Genomic DNA, 25,318 nt, shown 5'->3' with positions numbered 1-25,318 from the left:
ATTACTTCTGCAGTTCGGTCCAGATCTTCGTGTAGAGTTCCTGCGTTTCCGGCGCGCACATCTTCTGGAATTCGCCTTTCGGCTTGGCGTCGGCCGGAATGACGACTTCCGGCGCGTCCTTCATGTCAGCCGGCATGTATTTGTCCGAGCCGGTGATGGCGTTGGCGTAGCGGTGGAAGGCCGAGAGGCCAGCCGCGTTTTCCGGATCCATGATGAAGTTCTGGAACAGCTTGGCGTTCTCGACGTTCTTGGCTTCCTTCAGGACGACGACATTGTCGCTCCACAGGCCAAAGCCTTCCTTCGGATAGTTGTAATGGATGGCCGGGTTGGCCAGACGCTGGCGCAGCGCCGAGCCGTTCCAGTCGCTGGTCGCCTTGAAGTCGCCGGGTACCATCTTTTCGATGGTGTTGTATTCCATCGCGATCCAGTTCGGCTTGGCCGCCACCAGCAGGTCGCGCACCTTCTTCAGCACCGTCTTGTCGTCGGTGCATTGCTGGCCGCCGGCATATTTGATCGCCGCGAAGATGACATCGTTCATTTCAGGAACGACGTTGACCTTGCCCTTCAGCTCGTCGGCGTGTTGAAGACGATGCCCCACGTATCGGCCGGCCCCTTGTAGGCATCGGTGTTGACGACGACGCCGATCGTTCCCCACGCCCACGGCACCGAATATTTGCGGCCCGGATCGAATTCAGGATTGGCCCATTCCGGCGCCACGTTCTTGAAGTTCTCCATCTTGCCCGGATCGGTTTCGAGCAGGAGGCCTTCCTTGATCCAGATCGGCACGTAGGTCTGCGATGGCACGGCGATGTCGAAGCCGGTGCCGCCCTGCCGGATCTTGGCGAGCGCGGTGTCGTTGGAATCGTAGTCGGTGATGGTCACCTTGATCTTGTATTTGTCCTCGAACTTCTTGATCACATCGGGGCTGGTGTAGTTGCCCCAATTGTAGATGTTCAGTTCGCCATCGGCGCGAGCCAGGCCCGTCGAAGCGAGCAACGCCAACCCCATGGCGGTCGCTGTTGTCTTCCAGTTCATCGTTCTAACTCCCATTGTTGGTTTCAGTTTCGTTTCCTGCTGACGAAGAAAAACAACGTGACGATCGCGACCGAGAGCAGCAGGAAAGCGGTCGATATCGCGTTGATCTCGGGTGTTACGCCACGGCGGATCTGGCCGAGCATGTAAGTGGGCAGCGTGTCCTGGCCACCGGATTTGACGAACTCGGTGATGACGACGTCGTCGAGCGAGATGACGAAGGCCAGCATCAGTCCGGCCAGCATGCCGGGCCACAAAAGCGGTAGCGTGATGCGGCGAAAGGTCTTCCACGGCGTCGCGTAGAGATCGGCCGCGGCGCGCTCCAGCGTCAGATCCATGTTCTCCAGCCGCGCCCGGATCGGCAGATAGGCGAAGGGAATGCAGAACGCCGTATGCGCGGCGATCAGGTAGCCGAGGCCGGAATAGCCGGTGAAGATCTTGATGCGCGAGAAGAAGATCAGCAACGCCACGCCGGTGACGATCTCGGGCACCATCAGCGGCTGGTTGATCGCCGCATATTTGAACGTCAGACCCGGATAGGGCGCCGTGCGCGTCGTGGCGAGCGCGGCCATGGTGGCGAAGATGGTCGAGAACACCGCGGCGGTGGCGCCGATCTGGAACGAACGCAGGGTCGCATCGATGACCTGCGTGTTCTGCCACGCCGACTGGAACCATCTGAGCGAGAAGCCGCCCCATTCCGATGTCGAGTTCGCCGCATTGAAGGCATAGACGACCAGCACGATGATGGGCAGGTAGAGCAAGACGAAGCAGGTCGCCGCGATCGCGGTAAAGCCCGGCTGATGCTTGATGGAGAAATTGCTAGCCATGACGCACCCCCGACGTTCCGGCATTGCGCACATAGGCAAGCAGTGCCACCATCACGATGATCATGACGGCGATCGACAGCGCTGAACCGAGCGGCCAGTTGCGGCCTTGGCCGAACTGCAATTCGATAAGGTTGGACAGCATCATATTCTTGCCGCCGCCAAGCACGCTTGGTGTCACATAGGCGCCGAGTGCTGGAATGAAGACCAGGATGGAGCCGGCGATGACGCCGGGTTTGACCAGCGGGAAAATGATCTTCCGCAGCACCTTGAAGCGTGTCGCGTAGAGATCGTAGCCCGCCTCGACCAGCCGGAAATCGAGCTTCTCCATGCTGGCGTAGATCGGCAGCACCATCAGCGGCAGATAGACATAGGCCATGCCGATCAGGATCGCCGTATCGGTGAAAAGGATCTGGATCGGTGCCGAGATGATGCCGAGCTTGAGCAGGATCGTGTTGACGATGCCTTCGTTGCGGATGATCTGCAGCACGGCAAAAGTGCGGATCAGAAGGTTGGTCCAGAACGGAATGGTGATCAGGAAGAGCCAGAGATCCCTGGTCTTTTCGCTGCGTGTCGCCATGAAATAGGCGGTCGGGAAACCGAGCGCCAATGTGGCGAGCGTGGTCACCACGGCAAGCTTGATCGAGCGCCAGAAGATGGTGACATGCGCTGCCGCGAGAGAAAGCGTATCGTCAAAAATGTCGCGTTCCATGAACACCGACAACCAGGCATCGGATGAAAACTGCCACTTCACGTCGCCATAGGCGCCGGGCGTCAGGAACGAATAGACAAGCACGATCAGCAACGGGCCGGTCGCGGCGAGAAAAATGACCAGCAGTGCTGGGGCTGACAAAAGCCAGCGATCGCGGATATCGCGCCGCTCTGCTGCCTTGGCGACTTCCTCTGCGGTCGCCATCGTCAGTCCTTCAAGACCTGGGCGGCGTCGCCGCCGATCAGGATGCCGACCTTGCCGCCCTGGACGATACCGTCGCCGGTGCCACGGCTGTTCTGGCGCCGCACGATGAAGGGCTCACCATCGGCGAGGCGCAGATGGAAATGCGTGTCGGTACCGAGATAGACGATGTTCTCGACCGTGCCCGACAGCGAAGCACTGGGGCTTGCGGCGCTTAACTGCGCATGTTCTGGGCGCACGACGATGGTAACCTTGCCCTTGGGAACCAGGCCGTCCGGCAGCGAGGCCGGGATTTCCGTGCCCGACGACAGTTTTACCGTTGCCCGGCCTGCCGAGACACCAACCACCTCGGCCTTGAGGAAGTTCGACTCGCCGATGAAATCGGCGACGAAGCGTTCCGACGGCCTGTCGTAGATGTCGCGCGGCGAGCCGACCTGCAGGATCTTGCCTGACGACATCACCGCGATGCGGTCCGACATCGTCAGCGCTTCCTCCTGGTCATGGGTGACGAAGATGAAGGTGATGCCGGTCTCGTGCTGCAGCCGCTTCAGTTCGATCTGCATTTCCTTACGCAGCTTGTAGTCGAGCGCCGACAACGGCTCGTCGAGCAGCAGCACTTTCGGCTGCGGAGCGAGCGCCCTTGCCAGCGCCACACGCTGCTGCTGGCCGCCGGAGATCTGGCTGGTGCGGCGCGCGCTGAGCGCTTCCATCTTGACCAGCTTCAACATCGCGTCGACACGCGCCTTGATCTCGGCCTTTGGCTTGCCCAGCATCTCCAGGCCAAAGCCGATATTCTCGGCCACCGTCATGTGCGGAAACAGCGCATAGGACTGGAAGACGGTGTTGACCGGCCGCTTGAAGGGCGGCAGCGGCGCGATGTCCTGGCCATAGAGCAGGATTTCGCCGGCGGTTGGAAAGTCGAAGCCGGCAATCAACCGCAGCAACGTCGTCTTTCCGCAGCCCGACGGGCCGAGCAGCGTAAAGAACTCGTTTTCGCGGATGGATACTGAGACCGTGTCGAGGGCAGCGACTTGCCCCTCTCCTGATCCGAAAATTTTGCTTACTTTGACAACTTCAATCGCATTCCGATCCGGTTTGTCCGGCACGATTACGCCTCACTGTTGACCCCGCTCTTGCTGGCGGAATTTTCCCCTGTTCGATGTGAACACAAGGCCGGTATGTTGGCAAGCCCGGCACTGAATCACAGTTCAATTCGTAATTTGGCTAGCAAGCCTCATGCCACAGTCAGGCCTGATAGGTGATCTTGCCACCACAGATCGTCGTTACCGGATGCACCTTGTGCAAAGCCTCCGGCGCGGTCGCCTCGATATCGGCCGAGAGCACCACCAGATCCGCCATATAGCCAGACTTCAGCATGCCCTTGTGGTGCTCGGCGAATTCGGCATAGGCGCCTTCGACGGTGTAGCCGGCGAGGGATTCATGCAGCGAGAAACTCTGGTCCGGGTCGCCTTCTGCCCACGGTTTGCGCAACACTGCCGCCTGGATGCCCAGGATCGGATCGATCGGCGACACCGGCCAATCCGACGCGAAGACCACGCGCGCGCCGGCATCCTTCAAGGTCCGCCAGGCATAGCTCAACGGCCACCGCGCCGGCCCGATGCGCGATACGGTCGGCTCCAGCGGAAAATCCATGGCGCCAGGCGGGTGCGGCGGCTGCATGGAAGCGATGACGCCGAGTTCGGCAAAACGCGGAACGTCGGCGGTGGTGGTGACCTCGATGTGCTCAACCCGGTGGCGGCTGTCGCGCTTGCCATTGGCCTTCTGCGCCGCTTCGTAACCGTCGAGCACCGCGCGCACGGCGCCGTCGCCGATCGAATGCACGGCGATCTGCAGCCCGCGTCTGTCGACGGCGACAGCCAGATCGATGAATTGTTGCGGCGTGAACAGCGGCTCGCCCACCCAGTCCGGACGGTCGGCATAGGGCTCGACCATGACCGCGGTCCAGGAATCCAGCACGCCGTCGTAGAACACCTTGACCATGCCCGATGACAGCCACTCGCTGTTGTAGCGCTCGGCCATGTCGGACGCCTTGTCGAGCATGTCGAGCGTCATGAAATTCTTGTAGTGGAACGGTATCTGCACGCGGCAGAGCAGCCCTTCCTCGGCTTCGATCTCGGCCAGCAGCTCGAGCTGATAGAGATTGCCGTCCATGTTCTGGATCGAGGTGATGCCATGGCGCGCGCACCAGGCAAGCCCGCGCCGCATGATATCGCGGTCGGCGGCCCGCTCGGCCGCGGTCGGCATCGGATCCGGCTCGCCGCCGGTGGCCAGGCCCAGCCGCACCCGGCTTTCGCCGGCAAGGTCAAGCACCGGACCGAACGCTTCGCCCTCGCGCAATTCGCCGCCGGCCAGGCCATCATCGCCCATGACGATCTCGTTGCCCGGGCCGAGCGTGCGCCCATGCAGGATGCCGGCCATTTCCAGCGCCTTGGTGTTGGCCCACATGGTATGATGATCGGGCGCCGCCATGCAGAAGGGGCGATCGGGCAAAATGGCGTCGAGATGGTGGCGTGTCACCCGCTCGCTGCCGAGCACCGTGTAGTCGACGCCCTGCCCGACCAGCATTTTCGCATCCGGCTGGGTTGGCTCATAGTCGCGGATCGCCTTTTGCAGCGCCTCGAACCCGTGAATACCCGTGAGCTGGAGGTGGGCAAGCTCAGCCCCGCCTGAAAACAGATGCATATGGGCTTCGATGAAGCCCGGGATCACCGAACCGCCCTTGGCGTCGATGATCTTGGTGGCCGGTCCCTTGAGCTCTTCGATGGAGGCGCGGCTGCCGATGGCGATGATGGCGCCGTCCTTGACGGCAACAGCCTCTGTGACGGGATTGTCATCGTCCATGGTCAGCACGCGACCATTGATAACGATCAGATCAGCATTATGACCCGCACCCGTGACAGACATCGCGACTCCGCGCTTTTGACGACTGACTGAGACTGACAACCCTGTGCCCACGAGCGGCCACTCCACTGGAGCGGCGCTACGGACAAAAAACGATGCCAGCATGCTGTCTTCGAAATTCCCCTTGTTATCCCTGAAGACAGCGTGGATAAAGAATGCGACTGTTTATTCGCGTTTGTCAACATGCGGAATTTGGAATGTATTGTGGACAGCACCCTCCCCGTGTGTTGGGACCGGGCGGGGAACGGGGACATCAGCAGTGAAGCGCAGTCTCGACCGCAAAACCAGGATAGCGCTCGAACCGCGCAAGCAGCCGCGCCAACAACGGTCGAGCAAGGTGGTCGACCGGATTCTCGACGCGGCGCTGATCCTGACGCGGGAGCAAGGAACCAAGACGCCGACGACGCTCGCCATTGCGCAGCGCGCAGGCCTGTCGGTCGGTTCGGTCTACCAATACTTCCCCAACAAGGAAGCCATTCTTCTGGACCTCGCCCGGCGCTGGCTGTCCTCCTTTCCCGAAGTGATCGAGAAGCGCATCAAGGTCCCCCGGCCCACCAACCGCGAAGAATTCCGGCGCGAAGTGCGCAAGCTCTTTATCGACACGTCCAGTATCTATCTCGAGAACGCGACCCTGATGCCGGTGATCGAGGCCATTTCAGGCAATGCCGATCTCAGGCCTATCCAGGACGAATATGACGAGCAGATCATCGCGCTTTACGCCGCCTGGCTGCGGCATGTGAATCCTGTTCTCGAAGACAAGATCGCCAAACGGCTCGGCCTTGTGATGATGGAGGTCGGGCACGCCTGCCGGCTGGTCGGACTGAAGAGGGATCGCAGGACATACAACCTCATCGAGGACGATGTGGAAACCATGTGGCTCGCCCTGGTGAGCCCCTATCTCAACCTTGACTGATTTCGCATTTCGAGAGGAATTTCATGAAGACTGTCTATTCGCCGCTTCATGCTGGCCATGCCGGCCAGATGGAACTGGTCACCGCCGCGATCGTGCCGGGTTTCGAAATGCCCTCGCGGGCCGAATTCATCAAGGCGCGGGTCGAAAGCGAGAAGCTGGGCCCGATCGTCCTGCCGCTCGAGCACGATCTTGCCGCCGCCAAGCGGATCCACAAGGCCGACTACATCGACTTCCTGCCGACGGTCTGGCCGCAATGGGTAGAAGCCGGTTTCAAGGGCTCGGCGATGCCCTTCACATGGCCGACGCGCGGCCTGCGCGGCGACGTGCCGCCAAAGCGTATCGACGCCCTGCTCGGTTACTATTCTTTCGATGCCGGCGCCACCTTCGTCGAAGGCACATGGGCCGCGATCAAGTCGTCCTATGACGTGGCGCTGACCGCCGCCGGTCTGGTCAAGGGCGGCGAGGCATCCGCCTTCGCGCTCTGCCGCCCGCCCGGCCATCATGCGGGAGCCGGATTCATGGGCGGCTATTGCTTCATCAACAACGCCGCCGTCGCCACGCAATGGTTCCTCGACCAGGGCGCCAGCCGTGTGTCCATCCTCGATGTCGACTACCATCATGGCAACGGCACGCAGGAGATTTTCTATGATCGCGCCGACGTGCAGGTCCTCAATCTGCATGGCGATCCGATGGACGAATATCCCTTTTTCCTCGGCCATGCCGACGAACGCGGTTCGGGCGCCGGCGAAGGCTTCAACATCAACTATCCGATGCCGTTCGGCACCGGCTGGGACGCCTGGAATGCCTCGCTTGAAGATGCCTGCGCCAGGCTTGCCGCTTACGCGCCGGACGTCGTCGTCGTCTCGCTCGGCGTCGACACTTTCGAGAAGGACCCGATCAGCCAGTTCAAGCTGAAGACATCCGACTATCCCAAGATCGGCCGCCGCATCGCCAGGCTCGGCCTGCCGACGCTGTTCGTCATGGAAGGCGGCTATGCCGTCGAGGAGATCGGCGTCAATGCCGTCGGCGTGCTGACCGGTTTCGAAGGCAGGTAAATGCCGTCGCCCCAAAGGCGTCAGCGTTTTTGGGGCAACGACAGCAGAAGCAAAACCAGGGACCGGGCGGCGTTGCTGCCCGGTCTCGCGATCAGGTTGCGGTGCCGGTGCTCGGCACGACCGCTGGTGCGGCTGCCTTGCGTGAGCGGCCGAAATAGTAGACCGCCGCCGCTGCGATGACGCCGGCGGCCAGGATGCCCGCCGCCAGAACCGGCCGATACCAGAACCAGGCTATGGCGATCGTCGTCGTGCCGACCAGAATCGCCAGGAAGAAGGCGATGATGCCGGTCCCCATCCGCGCCATGCTGCCAAGGAACGGAATGACGTCGAGGATCACGCCGATCGGGCTGAGGAACAGGGCAAAGCCGATCGTCAGCAACAGCAGGCCGGCAGCGCGCAGCAGCCAGGTGATCAGCGTGTTTGCGCTGACCGCTTCGGCAAACATCTTGTCGGCCGGGACAGTGCCGGTGTCGACCATCAGCAATTCGTCGCCTGCCACCGTCTGGTAGGGTTCGAACCGGCTGCCGGCCTGGCGCGCCACGATGCTGACCACGCCGAGCGGCGCCAGTTCGTAGCCGATGCGGTAGTCGCCCAGCGCCGCTGTCGTCGTGTCGACGCCGAGATAGATCTTGCCGTCGACGATGCTCAGCGGCCTGCTGCCGGTGTACGCGGCCTTGATCGCGGCTGACTGACTGGCCGACAGCGAATAATCCTTGTCACCCTCGATACGATCGAGCACCGGCTGATCGAGCGTGAAAGCACTGAGCTTGCCTTCCGGGATCTGGAAGGTCCGGCTGTGGATCGCCATCGGCGGATTCTGGTGACCGTCCGGCTTCTTGAAATCCGACGAGTTGATCTGGCTGTCGTCCCACACCTTCGAATAGCTGTAGGTGGTGACCGTCTCTTCGCCGCCGCCAAGCTTCTTGGTGGTCTCGGATTTGGACTCTTCCTTCCACTGATACATCTCGACGTCGCGCGACAGACGCAGCCCTTGCGCCGCGATACCGAAGTCCGGATCGGACAGACCGCTGTCCGCCGTCACCGGCCCGCTGACATGCACCAGCCTGCCATCATTGGCGCTGTCGACGCTGTCGCTGACAGAGACCACGGCGCCAGCCCCTTCAGCGAGCGAGCGTGCCGTCTGCACCGCGCGGCCCTCGTTCCAGAACAGCCCGATCACCATCAGCACGATCAAAAGCAGGCCGAAGATGACCCCACCGACCGCGCGCTTGATCCGCCCGAACCACGAGACGGATGTAACTTCCCGAAATGAATCGCTCATTGTTTCCCCCGAAACCCAACAGTGCCAAGATTTGCGCCCGGCCGGCGGCCGCGCATTGAACCGATCAATCGGCGTGGATTTGCGCGGGGGCTGCCGCCCACGCACCGTTCAAGACCGCAAGCATCACCGTGAACGCCAGGAAAACCCGCTTCATGATCGACCCCCATGCCGATGGCCGCGAATAGAGCGCTCGCCCAGTCGGACCGAAGGGATGCCCATCCCTGCCGGTCGTCGAAAACCTATCGGAATCGATTCGCCCTCGATACGGGAACTTAGCAACAACGTCTGGCTTTTTCGTGTCGGCGTTTCCGTGACCCACGGGCGGTGAAAGGGCTTGGGAGTCCGCCTCTGAGTCGCATGCGAGTCCACCGGATTCGATTTTGTCAAATCGCGTTTGATGTCAGATTCAACTGCGGGTAGATTAGACCCGAATCAGCCGGTCCTTGGGGGGCGCGGCAACCACCCAAAGTCTCTTGTTCCGGAGTTTTCCGGCACCAGACGCGGACGGCTTCGCGTTCCCTGAATGGATTCGGATCTGGTTGGCGCAGCCCTGCGCCAAGCGTGTGTCTTCGTCAAAGTAATGCGTATTCGGGTTCGGCGGCTGGCACCCAGCATCCGGACAGCAGAAACGATTCCGGCCAAAAGCAACAAGAATGAGCAGTCCCGCCGCGCTTCTTCAATCCGATACATTGGGCTCGCGCCTGAAGTCGCGCGGTGATCTCACAAGCTTTTTCATGCAGCTGACCGCCGAGATCGGCGCCGACAGCTACATGCTGGTCGCTATTGTCCACGACCAGGACCGCAACGATGCGCGCATCGTTTCGTCCAACTGGATTTTCGACGCCATCGAGCTGATCGGCAAGCGGCTGATCGCCGGGCTTGCACAAGGCGCGCTCACCGTCGCGCCCGGTATTCGCCCGAGACCGCTGGTGGCATCGCAGGCGCCCGATACAGACGGGTTGATCACCGGCGAGGAGGCCCGCCTTCTCGATGTGCTCGGTCATGCGGAGGTCTATTCGCTCAAGCTGAATGTCGGCCGGCAGCGCCTGTTTGCTCTGTTTTCGGCGGCGACCGCCGGCAGCATCGACCAGCCGGCGCTGATGAGGGCGCAGCTGAAATGCTGCTACGCGCTTTCGCACATCCCTCAGCTGATTGCCGCCGCCGCCATGCAGGATCCGCTGTCGGACCGCGAGCGCGAATGCCTGTTCTGGGTCTCAGAAGGCAAGACCACCGACGAGGTCGCCGTCATCCTTGGCGTCTCTTCCAACACCGTCAACAGCTACATCACCCACGCCATCCAGAAATTCGCGGCCAGCAACCGCGCGATGGCCATCGCCACGGCGATCAGGAGCGGCATCATTTGAAACAGGCCGATATCAAGGAGGCTGCCGAAGCCCTTTTCAACGAGCAGCGTAACCCGTTCGGCGCCTTCTCGCTCGGCTCCGAGACCCATCACGCCGTCACCATTCCAGACGCCGTGCGCCGCTGCCGCTGGATCGCCGTCGACATCAACGCCTCGGCCTTCGGCCTGTTCTTCGTCAGCCCGTCGGCCGAACGGGCACGGCTCGTGCCTTGCCTCGATTCCGACTATCCCGGCGTTGCGGTGGCGACCAAGTTCATTTCAGGCGCCAATGGCGAGGAAATCGTGCGCCACACCCGCAACTCGACGGAACCGCGCTGGTGGACCGATGACGGCATCGCCGCCATGGCGGAGACGTTCGGCAATCTCGCCTGGACCGAGCAGATGGCGCCGCTGGCGCCTGGCACCAGCGGCATCGCCTTCCCCGTCCATGCCGAGCGTGGGCAATGCGGCCTTGTCGTCTTCCTGGGCTCCGAGATCGTCCTGCCGCAGGACGCACTCTACGAGATTCATGCCCGCTGCTTTTCACTGTTCGCCGCTGTCGCCCTCATGCGCCCAAGCGATACCGGCCGCATGCGCGCGATTTCCAAGCGCGAGCTCGAATGCCTGAAGCTGACCGCCAATGGCAACACCAGCGAGGAGATCGCACGGCTGCTGAAGCTTTCGGTCCACACCGCCAATCAGTACCTGACCCAATCCACCCAGAAGCTCAACGCGGTCAACCGCAACCAGGCGGTGGCCAAGGCATTGCGGCTGGGACTTATTGAATAGGGCAAATTCGTGGGTCTTTCAGCCGCGGCTCGGAAGCGGCCGATGTTCAGCGAAAGGCCAGCGGCTCGACCTTGCGGATGCGCGCCTGTTCGATCACCGCCTCGAGCAGGGCCGTGTTGTGCTCAGGGTCCTCGCCCGGCTTCTCGAACGAGACATAGTTGACCACCACCGAAGCACCGAGCTCGCTCAGCGTCAGCTGGAAATAGACGGTGACACCCGGCGGCCTCAACTCCAGATCGAGCACGATGCGCGGGCTGCCGCTCCAGTCGACATGCGCCTCGCCGCCATGGCCGAGCCGCAGCGTGCCCGGCATGAAGAACAGCTCCACCGCCGAATCGACCAGATCCGACAGGCAGGCGAAATGCTCCAGCCGGATGAAGGCGATATAGTCGGCGACATCGATCAGTCGGAGTTCCCCCACCACTTGCTCAATGGCGCTGGCGACGATGATCTCGCGGGAGGTTGCGTGCGGTTGCCGGTTCATGAAATCTGTCTGCGCTCTGCCTTTTTCGAGTAGACGACCCGCACCAGTTCGGCGACGGCCTGATAGAATTGCGACGGGATCACATTATCGACCGAAACTTGCTTGTACATGGAGCGGGCGAGCGCCACGTCCTCGAAGATCGGGATGTTGTATTCCCGCGCGATCTCGCGGATTTTCAGCGCCACCAGATCCTGCCCCTTGGCCAGCACGATCGGCGCCGAATCCTCGTCACGCACATATTTCAGCGCAATCGAGAAGTGGGTCGGGTTGGCGATGATCAGCGTCGCGCGCGGCACCGCCGTCATCATCCGTTTGCGGGCCCGGTCGCGCGCCAGCGAGCGCAGCCGCGACTTGACGATCGGGTCACCCTCGGACTGCTTGAACTCGTCCTTGACCTCCTGCTTGCTCATGCGCAGGTCCTGCTTCCAGTGGAAGCGCGACCAGACGATATCAACCGCCGCGATCAGCCCCATGACGAAGACGATCGCCACCAGGATGTCGACGGCGATGCCACGGATGACGAGGCCGAAGGCAACCGGATTGGTGATCATGCCGGCGAGCAGCTTGCGATGGTCTTCCGACAGCGTGAAGCTCAGCACGACGATGGCGAAACCGACCTTGCCGAGCGCCTTCAGGAATTCGACCCAACCCTGAATGCCGAACAGCCTGTTCCAGCCCTTGGCAATCGAGATGCGCGACAGTTGCGGCCGGATCCGCTCGCCGACGAATTGCGGCATGTTCTGGAACACCGAGGCGCCGACACCGGCAACGCTCAGCAGCACCAGCAGGCTGACGATGGCGCGGCCCACCTCCAGCAGGACGATCTTGTAGAGCGCGATGACGTCGGTCTCGGTGTCCATCGGCCAGGCTTCCGGCTTCTCCAGGAACATCGACAGAAACATGCCGAGATCGATGATGGCGTCCTTGGCGTAGAAGACGGTGAACACCAGTATGGCGACGAAGGATGCCAGCAACGCCGTTTCCCGCGAATGGGGCAGCTTGCCCTGTTCGATGGTGTCGCGGATCTTCTTTTCCGTCGCCTCTTCGGTTTTCGAATCCTTGTCGACCGCGTCAGCCATATCGCGGTCTTAGGCGGCGTTCTGGGTCGAGGGAAGTTCGAAGGCGCCTTCGCGCGACAGCCGGATCGTCGTCGTCACGATCGACTTGCGCGCTGCCATGATGTCGGCAAGGGCAACGCCCTCCGACCCTTGTCCGAGTTCGGCTTCGATCATGCGCCGCGACCGCGCGCCGATCGCCGACAGCGCCGCCTCGGCAAGTGCCGCCGAAGTGCCGCGCAAGGCCAGCGTGACCAGTTCGGTCGACAGCCCGTCGAACAGCAGCACCCGCGCTTTCTGGGTCAGCAGCGGCAAATCGTCGAAGGCGAACAGGCGAGCCCGGACGCCGTCGAGATCGGGCGTGCCGGCGGCTTCCAGATCCTGCATGACCTCCTCGAGCAGCGGCTTGTCCAGTTCGTTGAGAACGCTGGCGACGCGCGCCTGCCCGGCCGAAGTGTCCTTGGTCGACGTTTCCGTCAGCACGCTGGCGCGCAGCCGGTTTTCGACGATCCTGGCGGCGGCGTCCGGAACATTGGCCATCGTCACCATGCGCTTGATGATTTCGCCGCGCGTCGGCTTGGTCAACGTCAGCAGCACGCTCGCCGCCGTTTGCGGCGCCAGTTTCGACAGCACCATGGCCGCGGTCTGCGGATGTTCGCCGGCCAGGAAGGCGCCAAGCCGCGCCGGTTCGAGCTTTTCGAGCTCGGGCCAGATCGGTGGCGGGCCCTCCGGCGCGACCTCGAATCTTTTGTCGCCCATGATCGCGCTCATCTCTTCGGGCGAGAGCGATTCATTGAGGATGGTGTCCATCCTGTCAGCGGAATCGAGCAGTCCCGCCCCTTCGGTGAACTCGGCCTCGAACTCGGCGACGATGCGCTCGAGATCGCTTTGCGGAATGGTCCGCAGCAGCCGGGCGCCCTCGATCAGCGCCTTCAACTCTTCCTGCTTGAAGAATTTCAAGAGACGGCTGGCCGACGGCTTGCCCATCGCCACCAAAATGGCGGCCGCCTTTTGCGCGCGGGTCAAGGTCACCGGCGTCGTCATGCCTCTCGCCTCCGCTGCCACCGGCAAGCCCCGCAATCCATGTCTAGGCGCCCTTCGTGCCGGCGATGATTTCGGTCAGCCTGATGCCGAAGCGCGACGGATCGCTTTCCAGCACGGTGATCTCGCCGCGCGCGATCTTGCGGCCGTTGACCACGACGTCGACGGGTTCGCCGATGCGGCGGTTGAGCGCCACCGTCGACCCTTTCTGCAGCGCCATCAGGTCGGAGACCGGCATCTCGGTGCTGCCGAGGATGATCTGGACATCGACGGGGATGTTCATGATGACGCTTGAATTGGCTGATGAAGCGGCCCGGAACGCCGCATCCGGGCGCTGCTCCTCTTCATGCAGGACCCCGCGCAATTCTTCGATGGCACGGTCGAGCTGCTCGTCGGGCTGGTCGAGGTCGGCTTCCGCCTTGGTCTGGGCCATGAATCGTCTCCAAATGCTCAGGCGCGTCCGGCGGCAGCCGGCATCAGCCCGTCGATAAAGTCCTGCCCGGCATCGTAGGGATGCCTGATTCGGACGGTGTAATTCTGACCCAGTTTGCCGAACTCGCATACGAACAGCGTCTTGCCGCGCGCGCTGAGACGCGCCTGCGACTGTGCCGTTTCCTCGAATTCGATGACCTGGCCGATTTCGAAATCGGCAAGGTCGCCGAGCGTCAGTCGTGCAAGCGGCATGGTGGCTTCGAGTGCCACAGTGGAGCGCATCACCTCTTCCGAAAAGCGCGCGCGCCAGCTGGCGCTGTGGTCGTCCTGGCTGACACTGGCGGCGCTATCGCGGCTGGCCAGCACGATACGCTGCGGCATCGTCACCGTGACGGTGCCGCTATCTGCCGGCGTCGAGATGCCAAAGACGATGCGGACTGCGGCGCCGTCGCGCAGCACGTGCCGTTTGGCTTCGGTGCCCGACATCGCCCGCGGCACGGGCAGGCGCAGATCGAGCGAGCGCCGTCCGGATCCGTTCAGGGCCTGTGCGACCTGCTGGAACACCATGGTCGAGACATCGACCTCGATCTGCGACAGATCGCGCTCGATCGGCGATGCCGGCATCTCCGGGTCGCCGCCGAACAGCGTACAGACCGTGATCGCGATCGCCGGCGCATCGATCACCACGGTCATGGCATCGGACGACGTCGCTGATGCGACGATGGTCATGGCAAACGTATCGCCGGCATGCGAGCGCGCCTCCGCGACGCGGCTGATCTCGACGGCCCTGAGATCGACGGTGACCGGAACGCCAAGCTCACTGGTCAGGCTCTTCTGCAGCAGCGGCGCGGCGCGCTCGGCCATGCCCCGGCCGGTGCCGATGACCTGGGCGGCCTCGCCGCTGTCGCCGACCAGACGCTCGATGATCAGCGAGCGGGCTTCCGAGGGGCTTCCCGGACTTGTCATGACAATGCTGGGACCGATCTCTGGCGCATCGTTCAGGCGGCCTTCTTCTCGGTGGTGCCGGTGTTCATCGTGCTCTGCTCGACGGCGTCGATCGTCGGCCGCTCATAGGACGAGATGGTCTTGCGGCCGAACTCGATCGCCACCTGCGGCAGTGCGCCGTTCATGTAGGCCAGCAGCGTCTGCTTGACGATGATGTAGAGGCGGTTGTTCTTCTCGCGCACGGTCTTGATCTTGGTGGCGACCGGCCCGACCACCGCATAGGACAGGAAGATGCCGAGGAAGGTGCCGACCAGGGCCGCGCCAATCAGGCCGCCGAGGATCTCGGGCGACTGGTCGAGCGCGCCCATCGCCTTGACCACGCCAAGCACGGCGGCGACGATGCCGAGCGCAGGCAGGCCGTCGCCGACCGCCACCATTGCGTGATAGGCCTTCATCTTGTCGGACTTGATGGTCTGGATTTCCTCGTCCATCAGTGCCTCGATCTCGTGCGAGCGGGCATTGCCGATGATGATGATGCGGCAGTAATCGCAGATGAAATTCATCAAATCGTGATTCTTGAGCACGGTCGGAAAGGCCTGGAAGATCGCTGATTCCTCGGGGTTGTCGATATGCGCCTCGACCTCGCTGCGCGATTTCGAGCGCAGCTCGCGCATCAGGCTGTGCAGCACGCCGAGCGTTTCGAGGTAGTTCTGTTCCTTCGGCACCGCCTGCTTGAACGCCTCGAGGATGGCCTTGCCGGTATCCTTGACCGTCTTCATTGGATTGGCGACCAGAAACGTGCCGAACGCGGCGCCGCAGATGACCACGGCTTCCCAAGGCTGGACCAGCACATGAAGATGGCCGCCCATCGCCATGAAGCCGCCAAGCACGCAGCCGAGCGTTACCACCAGTCCAATCAGAATGCCCACAACAGGTCCTTCCGCATTTCACATCGGAAGCAAGGGATAGCCCCCGTGCCTTGTGTGAGGCTTGAATCGAGGCCGCTGGATCCGATTCAGTTTCGCGCAAGGAAGTGTGGGTATTGTGCCGGCATAGCTTCGGCCGGAGGCACGTCTTTGCTTAATACCTTTACCAGCTACCAGCTCATTACCAAGGACATCTCGAAATCGCTCGACAGGATCGAGCAGCAGCCCGTGGTCGACCGCGATACCAAATATTATCTCGCCAACATCACCAAGGTGAAATCGATCGACGATTTCGTCAACAATGACCGGTTGTTCAAATATGCCATGAAGGCCTACGGGCTCGAGGACATGGACTACGCCAAGGCCTTCATGGTCAAGGCGTTGAAAGAAGGCGTCTCCGATCCCAACAGCTTCGCCAACAAGCTGACCGACAAGCGCTACGCCGAGTTTGTCAGCGCCTTCAACTTCGCCGCCAACGGCGCCGATGCGACCATCTACAACAAGACGCAGCAGATGGTGACCAAGAACTACGCCACGCAGGCGGCAATCGCTGGCCTTGATCCGAACTCCGCCTATGTGAAGGGCGAGACGACATATTATCTCGCCAACATCACCAAGGTGAAGTCGATCGACGACCTGATGTCGAACAACCGGCTCTACACCTACGCGCTGGCGTCATTCGGCCTCGATGCGGCGACGCAGGACAAGGATCTCATCAAGCGGGTTCTGCAGGGCGGCGTCCGCGACCCCGACAGCGTCGCCAACAAGATGACGGACAAGACCTACGCCGCGCTGGCCTCGGCCTTCAATTTCGAAGCCAATGGCGAGAACGCCACCACCATCGTTTCGGCGCAGCAGCCGACCGTCGACAAGTACATGCGCCAGACGCTCGAAGAGGATGCCGGCAACACCAACCAGGGCGTGCGGCTGGCGCTTTATTTCGATCGCAAGGCGCCGACTATCACCAGCTGGTACGACGTGCTGGCCGACACTGCCCTTGCCAGCGTCGTGCGCACCGCGCTTGGGCTGCCCGATTCCTTCGCCACCGCCAACATCGACAAACAGGCGCAGCTGTTCGAGCAGAAACTCGATATCTCGGATTTCTCCGACCCTGACAAGCTCGGCAAGTTCCTGACCCGATTCACCAGCATGTACGAGATAAACAACCCGACCTCATCGGCGGTCAGCTCGGCCAGCGTGCTGTTTGCCCAGCCGATCACGGTCGGCATCTCCACCGACCTGATGATGGCCATGCAGAAATTGAGGTTCTGAGACCATCATGCGGGACAGCCTGTACGTCGCCCTTTCCTCGCAGATCGCGCTCGAGCGCCGCCTCGACACGATCGCCGACAACGTCGCCAATGCCTCGACGATCGGCTTTCGCGCCACCGGCGTGAAATTCGAGGATGTCGTCACCGGCACCGGGCCGAAGTCGGTATCCTTCGCGTCTTCGGGCAAGACCTATCTTTCCGGCGCGCACGGCGCCTTGACCGAGACCGGAAATCCGTTCGATTTCGCCGTCCAGGGCGATGCCTGGTTCGCCATCGATACGCCGGTCGGCACCGTCATGACCCGCGACGGGCGCTTTTCGATGAACGAGAATGGCGAGCTGATGTCGATCGAGGGCCACCCGGTGCTCGACGCCGGCGGAGCGCCGATCCAGCTCGACCCCCGCAACGGTCCGCCCAAGGCCGGCGCCGACGGTTCGCTGCGCCAGAACGACCAGCTTGTCGGCTCCATCGGCCTCTACGATTTCGATCCCGGCGAGAATTTCGTCCGCTATGGCAATTCAGGCATCATTCCCGCGCGCACGCCGGAGCCGGTCACCGATCGCTCCGATACCGGCATCGCCCAGGGCTTTCTCGAAGAATCCAACGTCAATCCGGTGCTGGAGATCACCCGGCTGATCCAGGTGCAGCGCGCGTTCGAGAACACGGCGGCCTTGATGCGGCAGACCGACTCCTCCACCGACGAGGCGATCAAGACGCTCGGCTCGAAATAGTCCATGTCGCTCGACCAGCCATCGCTCCGCACACCCGAAAGACAGCTCCAGCCGGCTCCGGAAGACCGGCTTGCCACGCTGGAACGGGTATGGCGGCGTTTCGCCGGCACCGAGGCGCTGCTCAAGCGCGGCGGCCGCGTCGTCGAAGTCACGTCCACGCACTACAAGGTGCGCGGCCTTTCCGACTTCGCCAGGCTGGGCGACATCGTCGAACAACGCGGCCATGCCGGCGCGCGCCGTGGCGAGATCGTCAAGATCAGTCGTGACGAGGTCGTCGTGGCACCCTTCGAACGCAGCGCCGATGCCGGCATCGGCGATGCCGTGTTCCGCCGCGGTCCGCTCGCGGTGGCGCCGCATGCCTCGTGGCGCGGCCGCACCATCGACGCGCTCACCAGGGCGATCGATGCCGGCCCGTCACTCGTCAGGGGTGACGACGCGCCGAACGGCGCCCAGACGACGCCCGGCGCCATGGCGCGGCAGCGCGTCGGCACCGCCTTCATGACCGGCGTCAAGGTCATCGACATCTTCACGCCGCTTTGTTTCGGCCAGCGCCTCGGTGTCTTTGCCGGCTCCGGCGTCGGCAAGTCGACGCTGCTCGCCATGCTTGCCGGCGCCGACGCCTTCGACACCGTGGTCGTTGCGCTGATCGGCGAACGCGGCCGCGAAGTCCGTGAATTCCTCGAGGACACGATCGGCGACAGCATGGCCAAGACCGTCGCCGTAGTCGCCACCAGCGACGAGAGCGCCATGATGCGCCGGCGTGCGCCGGACACCGCCATGCGCGTCGCCGAGCATTTTCGCGACCAGGGCCACCGCGTGCTTCTGGTGCTGGATTCGATCACCCGCTTCGCCCATGCCTTGCGCGAGGTGGCGACGGGAACCGGCGAGCCGCCGGTCGCCCGCGGCTATCCGGCCTCGGTGTTCACCGAACTGCCCAAGCTGCTCGAGCGCGCGGGGCCGGGCGCTGAAGGCCCCGGCGTTGAAGGCAGGGGATCGATCACCGCCATCATTTCCGTGCTGGTCGACGGCGACGACCACAACGACCCGGTCGCCGACTCCGTGCGCGGCATCCTTGACGGCCATGTCGTGCTCGACCGTGCGATCGCCGAACAGGGCCGCTATCCGCCGGTCAATCCGCTGTCGTCCATATCGCGTCTTGCCGGCAAGGCCTGGAGCGCCGAACAGCGCGCGCTGGTGACAAGGCTGAAGTCGATGATCGCCCGCTTCGAGGACACGCGCGACATCCGTTTGCTGGGCGCCTATCAGGGCGGCGTCGACGCCGAGCTCGATATTGCGGTGCGCCAGGTGCCGCTGATCTACGAGGCGCTGACGCAATCGCCCAAGGACCGTCCGTCCGCCGAACCGTTCTCCGATCTCGCCCGTCACCTCAAGGGTAAGCTGAATGCCGATGCAGGAGACTGAACGCCAGTACACCGAGCGCATCCTGCGCGAGATGATCGCGGAGGCCAACGCTAAGGAGCAAGCCAGGGCTGACGAAGCCAGACTTGCCAAGGCAAAGGCTGCCCGCGCCATAGCTGCGAAAGCCGAGGCTGTTTTAGCCCGGGCCGCCAAGCCAATCCTGCCCAGGGCTGCCAAGCCAATCCTGCCGAGGGTTGCCACAGCCGAACCTGTTCGGTCCAAGGCTGCTGAGGTCGCTCTGCCCAAGGATCCCCAGGCACAGGCTGGCGAGATGACGCAAGCCAGCCGTGACTCGCTGATCGAAGGCTTGTTCCCCCGCACTGAATGGCCGCAACCGCCGAAGGCACAGTTTCCCAGGCTAAAAAAACAGTCCGACCGACGCAGCGATTTCGTCGTTGCTGCGCTCGGCCTCACGTTAGGGCTGATCTGCGCCCTGTTCCCCTGGTACATCTTCTTCAACCAGGAACAGTTTGGCGTCCAGGCGATCAAGTTCGGCGGCACCGGCACCAATTCGGGACGGGCGGGCGGCGGCGTGGTCGCTGAACGCAGCGCACCGCTGACGGTAAAGGACGTTCCGGCGGCCAATCTCGATCTGTTTGCCACTGGAACCGTGCAGGATGACGCCAATCCCCCGCCGGCGCCCGACGAGCAACCCTTCCCGGCCGACGCCGCGAAATTCCGCATGGTTCATGTCGCCAACGGCCGCGCCATGATCGAGGACGATGCCGGACTATGGATCGTCCAGCGGGGCTCGATATTGCCCGACTCCAGCCAGGTGTCTTCCATCGAGCAGCGCAACGGCAAATGGGTCATGGTCACCAGCACCGACCAGGTGATCGAACTCTCCAGGTAACGCCCCCGTCTCGGGCGTCCGGCCATCCGCAAGGTCCGCGCAAGACTGGCGGCCTAGTCTTCGGGAACCCGCCCGGAGATTCCCATGGAGCCCGTTTCCCTTTTCGACCTCGCCGCCAAGCAAGCGCAATGGCTTGCCGTGCGCCAGTCCGCCATTGCCGGCAACATCGCCAACGCCAACACGCCGGGCTACACGGCAAACGATGTCGAGCCGTTCGAAAAGGTGCTCGACCGTACCGCGGTGTCGCTGCAGGCCACGCAGGCCGGCCATCTCGGCAACGCGGCGACCAATGCCGGCTTCACCATCAAGCCGCAGGAAGATGACGGCGTTGTCATGCCGTCCAAGAACTCGGTGGTGCTGGAAGACCAGTTGATGAAGGCCGGTGAAGTGCGCCGCTCCTTCGAGCTCAACACGGCGATCGTCAAGGCGTTCCATTCGATGATGATGATGGCGGTGAAGAGCTGACCATGGACGCGCTGGCCGCAGCCCTCAAAGTCGCAGCATCCGGCCTCGGCGCCCAATCGGAGCGCTTGCGCGTGGTTTCGGAAAACCTGGCCAACGCCCAGTCGACCGGCACGACGCCAGGGTCCGATCCCTATCGCCGCAAGACCATCAGCTTCGTCTCCGAGCTCGACCGGGCCTCCGGCAGCTCGACGGTCGAAGTGAACTCGATCGATCGCGATCCCAGTGACTTTCCCGTCGAGTTCCAACCCGGCAACGAGGCCGCCGACGACAAGGGCTATGTCAAGATGCCCAACGTCAACGTGCTGATCGAAATGGCCGACATGACCGAGGCCAACCGTTCCTACGAAGCCAATCTCCAGGTCGTCAAGCAGGCGCGCGATCTGATTTCCATGACCATCGACCTGATGAGGAACCAGTAATGATCAGCGGCATCGGAGCCCTTCAGTTCAAGTCCTCGGTCGGTGGCGACGACGCGGTGACGAGCCTGCTCCAGGGCGGCGCGACACCCTCGGCCGGCGGCAATGTCGGCACCTCCTTCGCCGAGGCGCTGAGCCAGGCGGCCTCCAAGACCGTCAACACGATGGAGAATGCCGAGCAGGTATCGGTGCAGGCGCTCAAGGGCGATGCCGACACCCGTCAGGTGGTCGACGCCGTGATGAGCGCGCAGCAGGCGCTTCAGACCGCCGTCGCCATCCGCGACAAGGTGGTTTCCGCCTATCTCGAAGTCAGCCGAATGGGCATCTGAGGAATTCCGCCATGAAAGCACTCGCCATCGCCGCCACCGGCATGAATGCCCAGCAGACAAACCTGGAAGTTATCGCCAACAACATCGCCAACATCAACACCACCGGCTACAAGCGCGCACGCGCCGAATTCTCCGACCTGCTCTACCAGGTCGACCGCACGCAGGGCGTGCCCAACCGCTCCAATACCTCGCTGGTACCGGAGGGCGTCTCGATCGGCCTCGGCGTCAAGACGACAGCCGTGCGCAACGTGCACACCCAGGGCGAATTGACCAGCACCGGCAACAGTTTCGACCTGGCGCTGACCGGCAGGGGCTGGTTCCAGATCGAAGGCGCCGACGGCGGCACGCTCTACAGCCGCGCCGGCGCCCTCAACACCAATGCCACCGGACAGCTGGTGACGGTCGACGGCGCCAGTGTCATTCCGGCAATCACCGTTCCCACCGACGCCGTCGAGGTCATCGTCAACAAGACGGGCCAGGTCTTCGCCCGCATCGACGGCCAGACCGACCTGCAGAACCTCGGCCAGATTCAGATCGCCAATTTCGCCAACGAGGCGGGCCTCGCCCCGCTCGGCGACAACCTGTTCCAGGAAACCACGGCTTCCGGCCCGGCGAATGTCGGCGTGCCGGGCGATCCCGGCTTTGCCACCATCCAGCAGGGCTATCTCGAGGCCTCGAACGTCGACCCGGTCAAGGAAATCACCGAGCTGATCTCGGCGCAGCGCGCCTATGAAATGAACTCCAAGGTCATCCAGGCCGCCGACGACATGGCCTCGGTCGTTTCCAAGAACATCAGGTAGGGATGATGGCCATGCCGATCTCCTGCTCCGCATTCCGCCGCGCCGCGCTTGTCATTGCGCTGGTGGCCGGCGCCATGCCGGCTTTCTCTCAGGAATCGGCAGATCAATCGGCCACTCAGATCGCCAGCAATCAACCTGCCGGCGAGGTTGTGTTGATCCCCAACCGGGTCATCTATCCCGGCGAGACCATCGAGCTTGGCGCGCTCAAGCGCGTGACCCTGGTTGCCGGCAAGCACAAGCCGGACGCGGTCGCCACGCGGGCCGATGAACTCGACGGCAAGGTCGCCAAGCGCACGCTGCTGCCCGGCCGCTACATTCCCTCCGCCGCCGTCCGCGAGGCCTGGCTGGTCGAACAGGGTGCGTCCGTGCAGGTCTTCTTCATCGCCGGCGGACTGACGATCTCGGCCACCGCGGTGACGTTGCAGCCGGGTTCCGCCGGCGACCTCGTCAAAGTCCGCAACGTCGACAGCGGCAAGATCCTGTCCGGCACGGTGATGGCGGATGGGACCATCCAGGTCAGCGCTTCATGATGCGCGGACTTACCCTTATCCTGGCCGCCGTGCTCGGCCTGCAGCCGGCGCTGGCCGACGGCCTGACGCCCAAGGCCAAGCGCGACCTCGCCGCCAAGAATGGCGGCGTCTACGACGATCCCGAATACAATCCGGCCACCACCAGCCGCATGTTCCGGGTTTCGTCGGGGCCGAGTTCGCTGCCGCCGGGCCAGGTCGCCTCGCGCATCAAGGATATCGCCCAGCTGCAGAGTTCGCGCGACAACCAGCTGGTCGGCTACGGCCTGGTCATCGGGCTTGCCGGGTCGGGCGACAGCCTGCGCAACTCGCCGTTCACCGAACAATCGATCCGCGCCATGCTCGAAAATCTCGGCATCGCCACCGAAGGCGGCAGCGCACGCGCCAAGAATGTCGCCGCCGTCATCGTCACCGCCAACATGCCGCCCTACGTTCAGTCCGGCGCCCGCATCGACATCGACGTCTCCTCGATGGGCGACGCCACCTCGCTCGCCGGCGGCACGCTGATCATGACGCCTTTGAAGGCGGCGGACGGCGAGATCTATGCTGTCGGCCAGGGCTCGGTGATCGTTTCCGGCTTTACCGCCAAGGGACAGGCCGAGAAGCTGACGCAAGGCGTGCCGACGTCCGGCCGTGTGCCGAACGGGGCCATTGTCGAGCGCGCGGTCCAGGCCGAATTCGACGATCAGGCGACGCTGACCCTGCAGTTGCGCAATCCCGACTTTTCGACCGCCATTCGCATCGCCGACGCCATCAACGACTATACCAGCCAGCGCTTCGGCGCGCGGGTTGCGGCCGAGCGCGATGCCCGCACCGTGCAGATCAGACGGCCGAAGGGTGTTTCGGCGGCGCGCTTCTATGCCGAAATCGAAAACCTGGTGGTCGAATCCGACACCCCGGCCCGCGTCGTCATCGACGAACGCACCGGTACCATCGTCATCGGCAACGACGTCAAGATCTCGCGGGTCGCCATAAGCCACGGCACGCTCACCGTGCGCATCACCGAAGCGCCGCGCATCGTCCAACCCGAGCCTTTCTCCAAGGGCGAGACGGCCGTCGAGCCTTTCACCGCCATCGAAGCCAGCCGGCCAGATGCCCGCGTCGCCGTGCTTGACGGGCCGGATCTCGAAACGCTCGTTTCCGGCCTCAACCGTCTCGGCGTCCAGCCGGACGGCATCATTGCCATTCTGCAGGGCATCAAGTCGGCCGGCGCCCTGCAGGCCGACCTGGTTCTGCAATAGGCGATGCCGATGACGCACTCCCTCTCACGCCACGAAAGACGCCGTCCCGCCGCGATCCTGTTCGCGGCCGCTGTTGTCGCCATGTCCTTTGCCGGCAGCACGGCGCGCGGCGAGGAAACGGTTCGCCAGGTCCTGCCGGGCGCGCCCGCCGCCGCGCCACCGCAGCAATTGACGCGGGAAAAGGCGCCGGATCAAAGCGAGATCGAGCGCTTCTGCTCCAACATCGCCGACGCTGCCCGCGACCGCCGCTATGCCTTGCAGGCGGAAGAGATGAAGCAGCTGCAGGCCGGCATCGACCAGCGCATGAAGGCGCTGGAGGAGAAGCGGGCCGAATACGAGACCTGGCTGAAGCGGCGCGAGGTTTTCCTGGCCCGGGCCGAGGACGGCGTCGTCCAGATCTATGCCGGCATGAAGCCCGACGCCGCCGCCGAGCGGTTGGCCATCGTCAACGCCGACCTGGCGGCGGCGATATTGATGAAGCTCGATTCACGCAAGGCGAGCGTCATCCTCAACGAAATGGACCAGAAGGCGGCGGCGACGCTCACCGGCATCATGGCCAGCGCAGCCCGAAGGGTAGACCCGTCATGATCCGCAAGATGCTCGTCCTGTGCGCGGTCGCTGGGCTGTCCGGTTGCGGAACCAACCTGAAGGAGGTCGGCAAGGAGCCGGCTTTGTCCCCGGTCGGCTCCGGCATCGACGGCGGCAACACCTCGTCCCTCTATCGCTATCCGCAAACGCCGCCCGCGCCGGTCAGGAAATTCTCCTTGTGGGATGACCGCCAGAGCCGGCTGTTCACCGACCCGCGGGCGCTGGCGCAGGGCGACATCCTGACCGTCAAGATCAAGATCAACGACAGGGCCAACTTCAAGAACCAGAACGACAGGAGTCGCACCGCCAACCGCAAGCTCGGCTACGACCTCAGCGCGCAATGGGACAAGTGGAGCACCGCCGGCAAGGGCGCCGGCGCTCTCACCTCCACCACGGACACGACGGCCGACGGCGAGATCAAGCGCTCGGAAACGCTTGAACTCAATGTCGCGGCCATCGTCACCGATGTCCTGCCGAACGGCAATTTGATGATCACGGGGTCGCAAGAAGTGCGCGTCAACGCCGAGCTCAGGGTGTTGACCCTCGCCGGTATCGTGCGGCCGGCCGATATCGGCGCCGAGAACACCATTCCCTACGAACGCATCGCCGAAGCGCGCATCTCCTACGGCGGGCGCGGCCGCATCACCGAGGTCCAGCAACCTGCCTACGGCCAGCAGATTCTCGACCAGGTCCTTCCGTTCTAGGATTGGGGAACACGACACC

At 63.3% G+C, this 25,318-nt stretch carries 27 protein-coding genes and 1 pseudogene; 16 read left to right on the top strand and 12 right to left on the bottom strand.

Annotation, left to right across the window (positions count from 1 at the left end):
* Window position 1: 1 nt before the first annotated feature.
* The 5 genes and pseudogenes from AC0ZT5_RS21640 to AC0ZT5_RS21620 all read right to left on the bottom strand — a co-directional run bounded on the left by AC0ZT5_RS21640 (window position 2) and on the right by AC0ZT5_RS21620 (window position 5,694).
* Window positions 2–1,035: pseudogene (locus AC0ZT5_RS21640) on the bottom strand (ABC transporter substrate-binding protein).
* A gap of 23 nt (window positions 1,036–1,058) precedes the next feature.
* A complete protein-coding gene (locus AC0ZT5_RS21635) occupies window positions 1,059–1,859 on the bottom strand; it encodes an ABC transporter permease (RefSeq protein ID WP_477306677.1) in 801 nt (266 codons plus the stop codon).
* Window positions 1,852–2,772: an ABC transporter permease gene (locus tag AC0ZT5_RS21630; protein ID WP_457152088.1), complete on the bottom strand. Its 921-nt coding sequence runs from the start codon at window positions 2,770–2,772 to the stop codon at window positions 1,852–1,854. Before AC0ZT5_RS21630 ends, AC0ZT5_RS21635 begins: the two co-directional genes overlap by 8 nt.
* A 2-nt stretch (window positions 2,773–2,774) precedes the next feature.
* Window positions 2,775–3,875: an ABC transporter ATP-binding protein gene (locus AC0ZT5_RS21625; RefSeq protein WP_488498086.1), complete on the bottom strand. Its 1,101-nt coding sequence runs from the start codon at window positions 3,873–3,875 to the stop codon at window positions 2,775–2,777.
* A 139-nt stretch (window positions 3,876–4,014) separates the two neighbouring features.
* Complete coding sequence (locus tag AC0ZT5_RS21620) at window positions 4,015–5,694, bottom strand: amidohydrolase (protein ID WP_488498085.1); 1,680 nt, start codon at window positions 5,692–5,694, stop codon at window positions 4,015–4,017.
* 256 nt (window positions 5,695–5,950) lie between these two features.
* On the opposite strand from AC0ZT5_RS21620, the gene AC0ZT5_RS21615 reads away from it, so the two are divergent.
* Window positions 5,951–6,604 carry a TetR/AcrR family transcriptional regulator gene (locus AC0ZT5_RS21615; protein WP_095084491.1) on the top strand — a complete coding sequence of 218 codons (654 nt, stop codon included), beginning with the start codon at window positions 5,951–5,953 and terminating at the stop codon, window positions 6,602–6,604.
* 23 nt (window positions 6,605–6,627) lie between these two features.
* Window positions 6,628–7,659 carry a histone deacetylase family protein gene (locus AC0ZT5_RS21610; protein ID WP_488498084.1) on the top strand — a complete coding sequence of 344 codons (1,032 nt, stop codon included), beginning with the start codon at window positions 6,628–6,630 and terminating at the stop codon, window positions 7,657–7,659.
* A 91-nt stretch (window positions 7,660–7,750) separates the two neighbouring features.
* Here the strand turns inward: AC0ZT5_RS21610 and AC0ZT5_RS21605 are convergent, their stop codons facing one another.
* Window positions 7,751–8,941, bottom strand: a complete 1,191-nt coding sequence (locus AC0ZT5_RS21605; RefSeq protein ID WP_488498083.1) for a TMEM43 family protein — start codon at window positions 8,939–8,941, stop codon at window positions 7,751–7,753.
* A 653-nt stretch (window positions 8,942–9,594) separates the two neighbouring features.
* On the opposite strand from AC0ZT5_RS21605, the gene AC0ZT5_RS21600 reads away from it, so the two are divergent.
* Both AC0ZT5_RS21600 and AC0ZT5_RS21595 read left to right on the top strand, forming a co-directional pair.
* On the top strand, window positions 9,595–10,305 hold the full coding sequence (locus AC0ZT5_RS21600; protein ID WP_488498082.1) for a helix-turn-helix transcriptional regulator: 711 nt from the start codon (window positions 9,595–9,597) through the stop codon (window positions 10,303–10,305).
* A complete protein-coding gene (locus tag AC0ZT5_RS21595) occupies window positions 10,302–11,072 on the top strand; it encodes a helix-turn-helix transcriptional regulator (RefSeq protein ID WP_457151607.1) in 771 nt (256 codons plus the stop codon). The genes AC0ZT5_RS21600 and AC0ZT5_RS21595 overlap by 4 nt, the downstream gene beginning before the upstream one ends.
* Window positions 11,073–11,118: 46 nt before the next feature.
* Here AC0ZT5_RS21595 and AC0ZT5_RS21590 read toward each other — a convergent pair whose 3' ends face one another.
* Genes AC0ZT5_RS21590 through motA form a run of 6 tightly spaced genes read right to left on the bottom strand, consistent with a single transcriptional unit; the run spans window position 11,119 to window position 15,958 of the window.
* Window positions 11,119–11,556 (bottom strand): hypothetical protein, encoded by a 438-nt coding sequence (locus AC0ZT5_RS21590; protein WP_488498081.1) that lies wholly within the window; start codon window positions 11,554–11,556, stop codon window positions 11,119–11,121.
* Entirely contained in the window at window positions 11,553–12,635 is a 1,083-nt protein-coding gene (gene flhB / locus AC0ZT5_RS21585; protein WP_488498080.1) for a flagellar biosynthesis protein FlhB, read from the bottom strand. Before flhB ends, AC0ZT5_RS21590 begins: the two co-directional genes overlap by 4 nt.
* Before the next feature lie 9 nt (window positions 12,636–12,644).
* Window positions 12,645–13,655, bottom strand: a complete 1,011-nt coding sequence (locus tag AC0ZT5_RS21580) for a flagellar motor switch protein FliG (protein WP_488498079.1) — start codon at window positions 13,653–13,655, stop codon at window positions 12,645–12,647.
* A 43-nt stretch (window positions 13,656–13,698) separates the two neighbouring features.
* The gene (gene fliN / locus AC0ZT5_RS21575; RefSeq protein WP_477306664.1) at window positions 13,699–14,085 is read right to left on the bottom strand and encodes a flagellar motor switch protein FliN; all 387 of its coding nucleotides are present in this window, start codon (window positions 14,083–14,085) and stop codon (window positions 13,699–13,701) included.
* A gap of 17 nt (window positions 14,086–14,102) precedes the next feature.
* Window positions 14,103–15,050: a FliM/FliN family flagellar motor switch protein gene (locus AC0ZT5_RS21570; RefSeq protein WP_477286012.1), complete on the bottom strand. Its 948-nt coding sequence runs from the start codon at window positions 15,048–15,050 to the stop codon at window positions 14,103–14,105.
* Between the two features lie 32 nt (window positions 15,051–15,082).
* Window positions 15,083–15,958 carry a flagellar motor stator protein MotA gene (gene motA / locus AC0ZT5_RS21565; protein ID WP_488498078.1) on the bottom strand — a complete coding sequence of 292 codons (876 nt, stop codon included), beginning with the start codon at window positions 15,956–15,958 and terminating at the stop codon, window positions 15,083–15,085.
* A gap of 147 nt (window positions 15,959–16,105) precedes the next feature.
* On the opposite strand from motA, the gene AC0ZT5_RS21560 reads away from it, so the two are divergent.
* The 12 genes from AC0ZT5_RS21560 (at window position 16,106) to flgH (ending at window position 25,299) form a co-directional block, all read left to right on the top strand.
* Window positions 16,106–17,227: a DUF1217 domain-containing protein gene (locus AC0ZT5_RS21560; RefSeq protein ID WP_488498077.1), complete on the top strand. Its 1,122-nt coding sequence runs from the start codon at window positions 16,106–16,108 to the stop codon at window positions 17,225–17,227.
* A 7-nt stretch (window positions 17,228–17,234) separates the two neighbouring features.
* Complete coding sequence (gene flgF, locus AC0ZT5_RS21555) at window positions 17,235–17,957, top strand: flagellar basal-body rod protein FlgF (RefSeq protein ID WP_488498076.1); 723 nt, start codon at window positions 17,235–17,237, stop codon at window positions 17,955–17,957.
* Between the two features lie 3 nt (window positions 17,958–17,960).
* On the top strand, window positions 17,961–19,379 hold the full coding sequence (gene fliI / locus AC0ZT5_RS21550; protein ID WP_488498075.1) for a flagellar protein export ATPase FliI: 1,419 nt from the start codon (window positions 17,961–17,963) through the stop codon (window positions 19,377–19,379).
* Window positions 19,360–20,229, top strand: a complete 870-nt coding sequence (locus tag AC0ZT5_RS21545; RefSeq protein ID WP_488498074.1) for a hypothetical protein — start codon at window positions 19,360–19,362, stop codon at window positions 20,227–20,229. The genes fliI and AC0ZT5_RS21545 overlap by 20 nt, the downstream gene beginning before the upstream one ends.
* 84 nt (window positions 20,230–20,313) lie before the next feature.
* Window positions 20,314–20,694, top strand: a complete 381-nt coding sequence (gene flgB, locus AC0ZT5_RS21540; RefSeq protein WP_256751541.1) for a flagellar basal body rod protein FlgB — start codon at window positions 20,314–20,316, stop codon at window positions 20,692–20,694.
* A 2-nt stretch (window positions 20,695–20,696) separates the two neighbouring features.
* Window positions 20,697–21,113, top strand: a complete 417-nt coding sequence (gene flgC, locus AC0ZT5_RS21535) for a flagellar basal body rod protein FlgC (protein WP_488498073.1) — start codon at window positions 20,697–20,699, stop codon at window positions 21,111–21,113.
* The gene (gene fliE / locus AC0ZT5_RS21530) at window positions 21,113–21,439 is read left to right on the top strand and encodes a flagellar hook-basal body complex protein FliE (protein ID WP_184876509.1); all 327 of its coding nucleotides are present in this window, start codon (window positions 21,113–21,115) and stop codon (window positions 21,437–21,439) included. The genes flgC and fliE overlap by 1 nt, the downstream gene beginning before the upstream one ends.
* 11 nt (window positions 21,440–21,450) lie before the next feature.
* Entirely contained in the window at window positions 21,451–22,239 is a 789-nt protein-coding gene (gene flgG, locus AC0ZT5_RS21525; protein ID WP_379026657.1) for a flagellar basal-body rod protein FlgG, read from the top strand.
* Between the two features lie 5 nt (window positions 22,240–22,244).
* Window positions 22,245–22,769 (top strand): flagellar basal body P-ring formation chaperone FlgA, encoded by a 525-nt coding sequence (gene flgA, locus AC0ZT5_RS21520; protein WP_488498072.1) that lies wholly within the window; start codon window positions 22,245–22,247, stop codon window positions 22,767–22,769.
* Window positions 22,766–24,007 carry a flagellar basal body P-ring protein FlgI gene (locus AC0ZT5_RS21515; protein WP_488498071.1) on the top strand — a complete coding sequence of 414 codons (1,242 nt, stop codon included), beginning with the start codon at window positions 22,766–22,768 and terminating at the stop codon, window positions 24,005–24,007. The genes flgA and AC0ZT5_RS21515 overlap by 4 nt, the downstream gene beginning before the upstream one ends.
* A gap of 3 nt (window positions 24,008–24,010) precedes the next feature.
* Window positions 24,011–24,595 carry a MotE family protein gene (locus AC0ZT5_RS21510; RefSeq protein ID WP_488498070.1) on the top strand — a complete coding sequence of 195 codons (585 nt, stop codon included), beginning with the start codon at window positions 24,011–24,013 and terminating at the stop codon, window positions 24,593–24,595.
* On the top strand, window positions 24,592–25,299 hold the full coding sequence (gene flgH, locus AC0ZT5_RS21505; RefSeq protein WP_488498069.1) for a flagellar basal body L-ring protein FlgH: 708 nt from the start codon (window positions 24,592–24,594) through the stop codon (window positions 25,297–25,299). The genes AC0ZT5_RS21510 and flgH overlap by 4 nt, the downstream gene beginning before the upstream one ends.
* Window positions 25,300–25,318 lie beyond the last annotated feature (19 nt).

The sequence above is a fragment of the Mesorhizobium sp. CNPSo 4670 genome, assembly GCF_057784235.1.
Note: the sequence above shows the minus strand (reverse complement) of the source record. Positions and strands in the feature narration are given on the sequence as shown.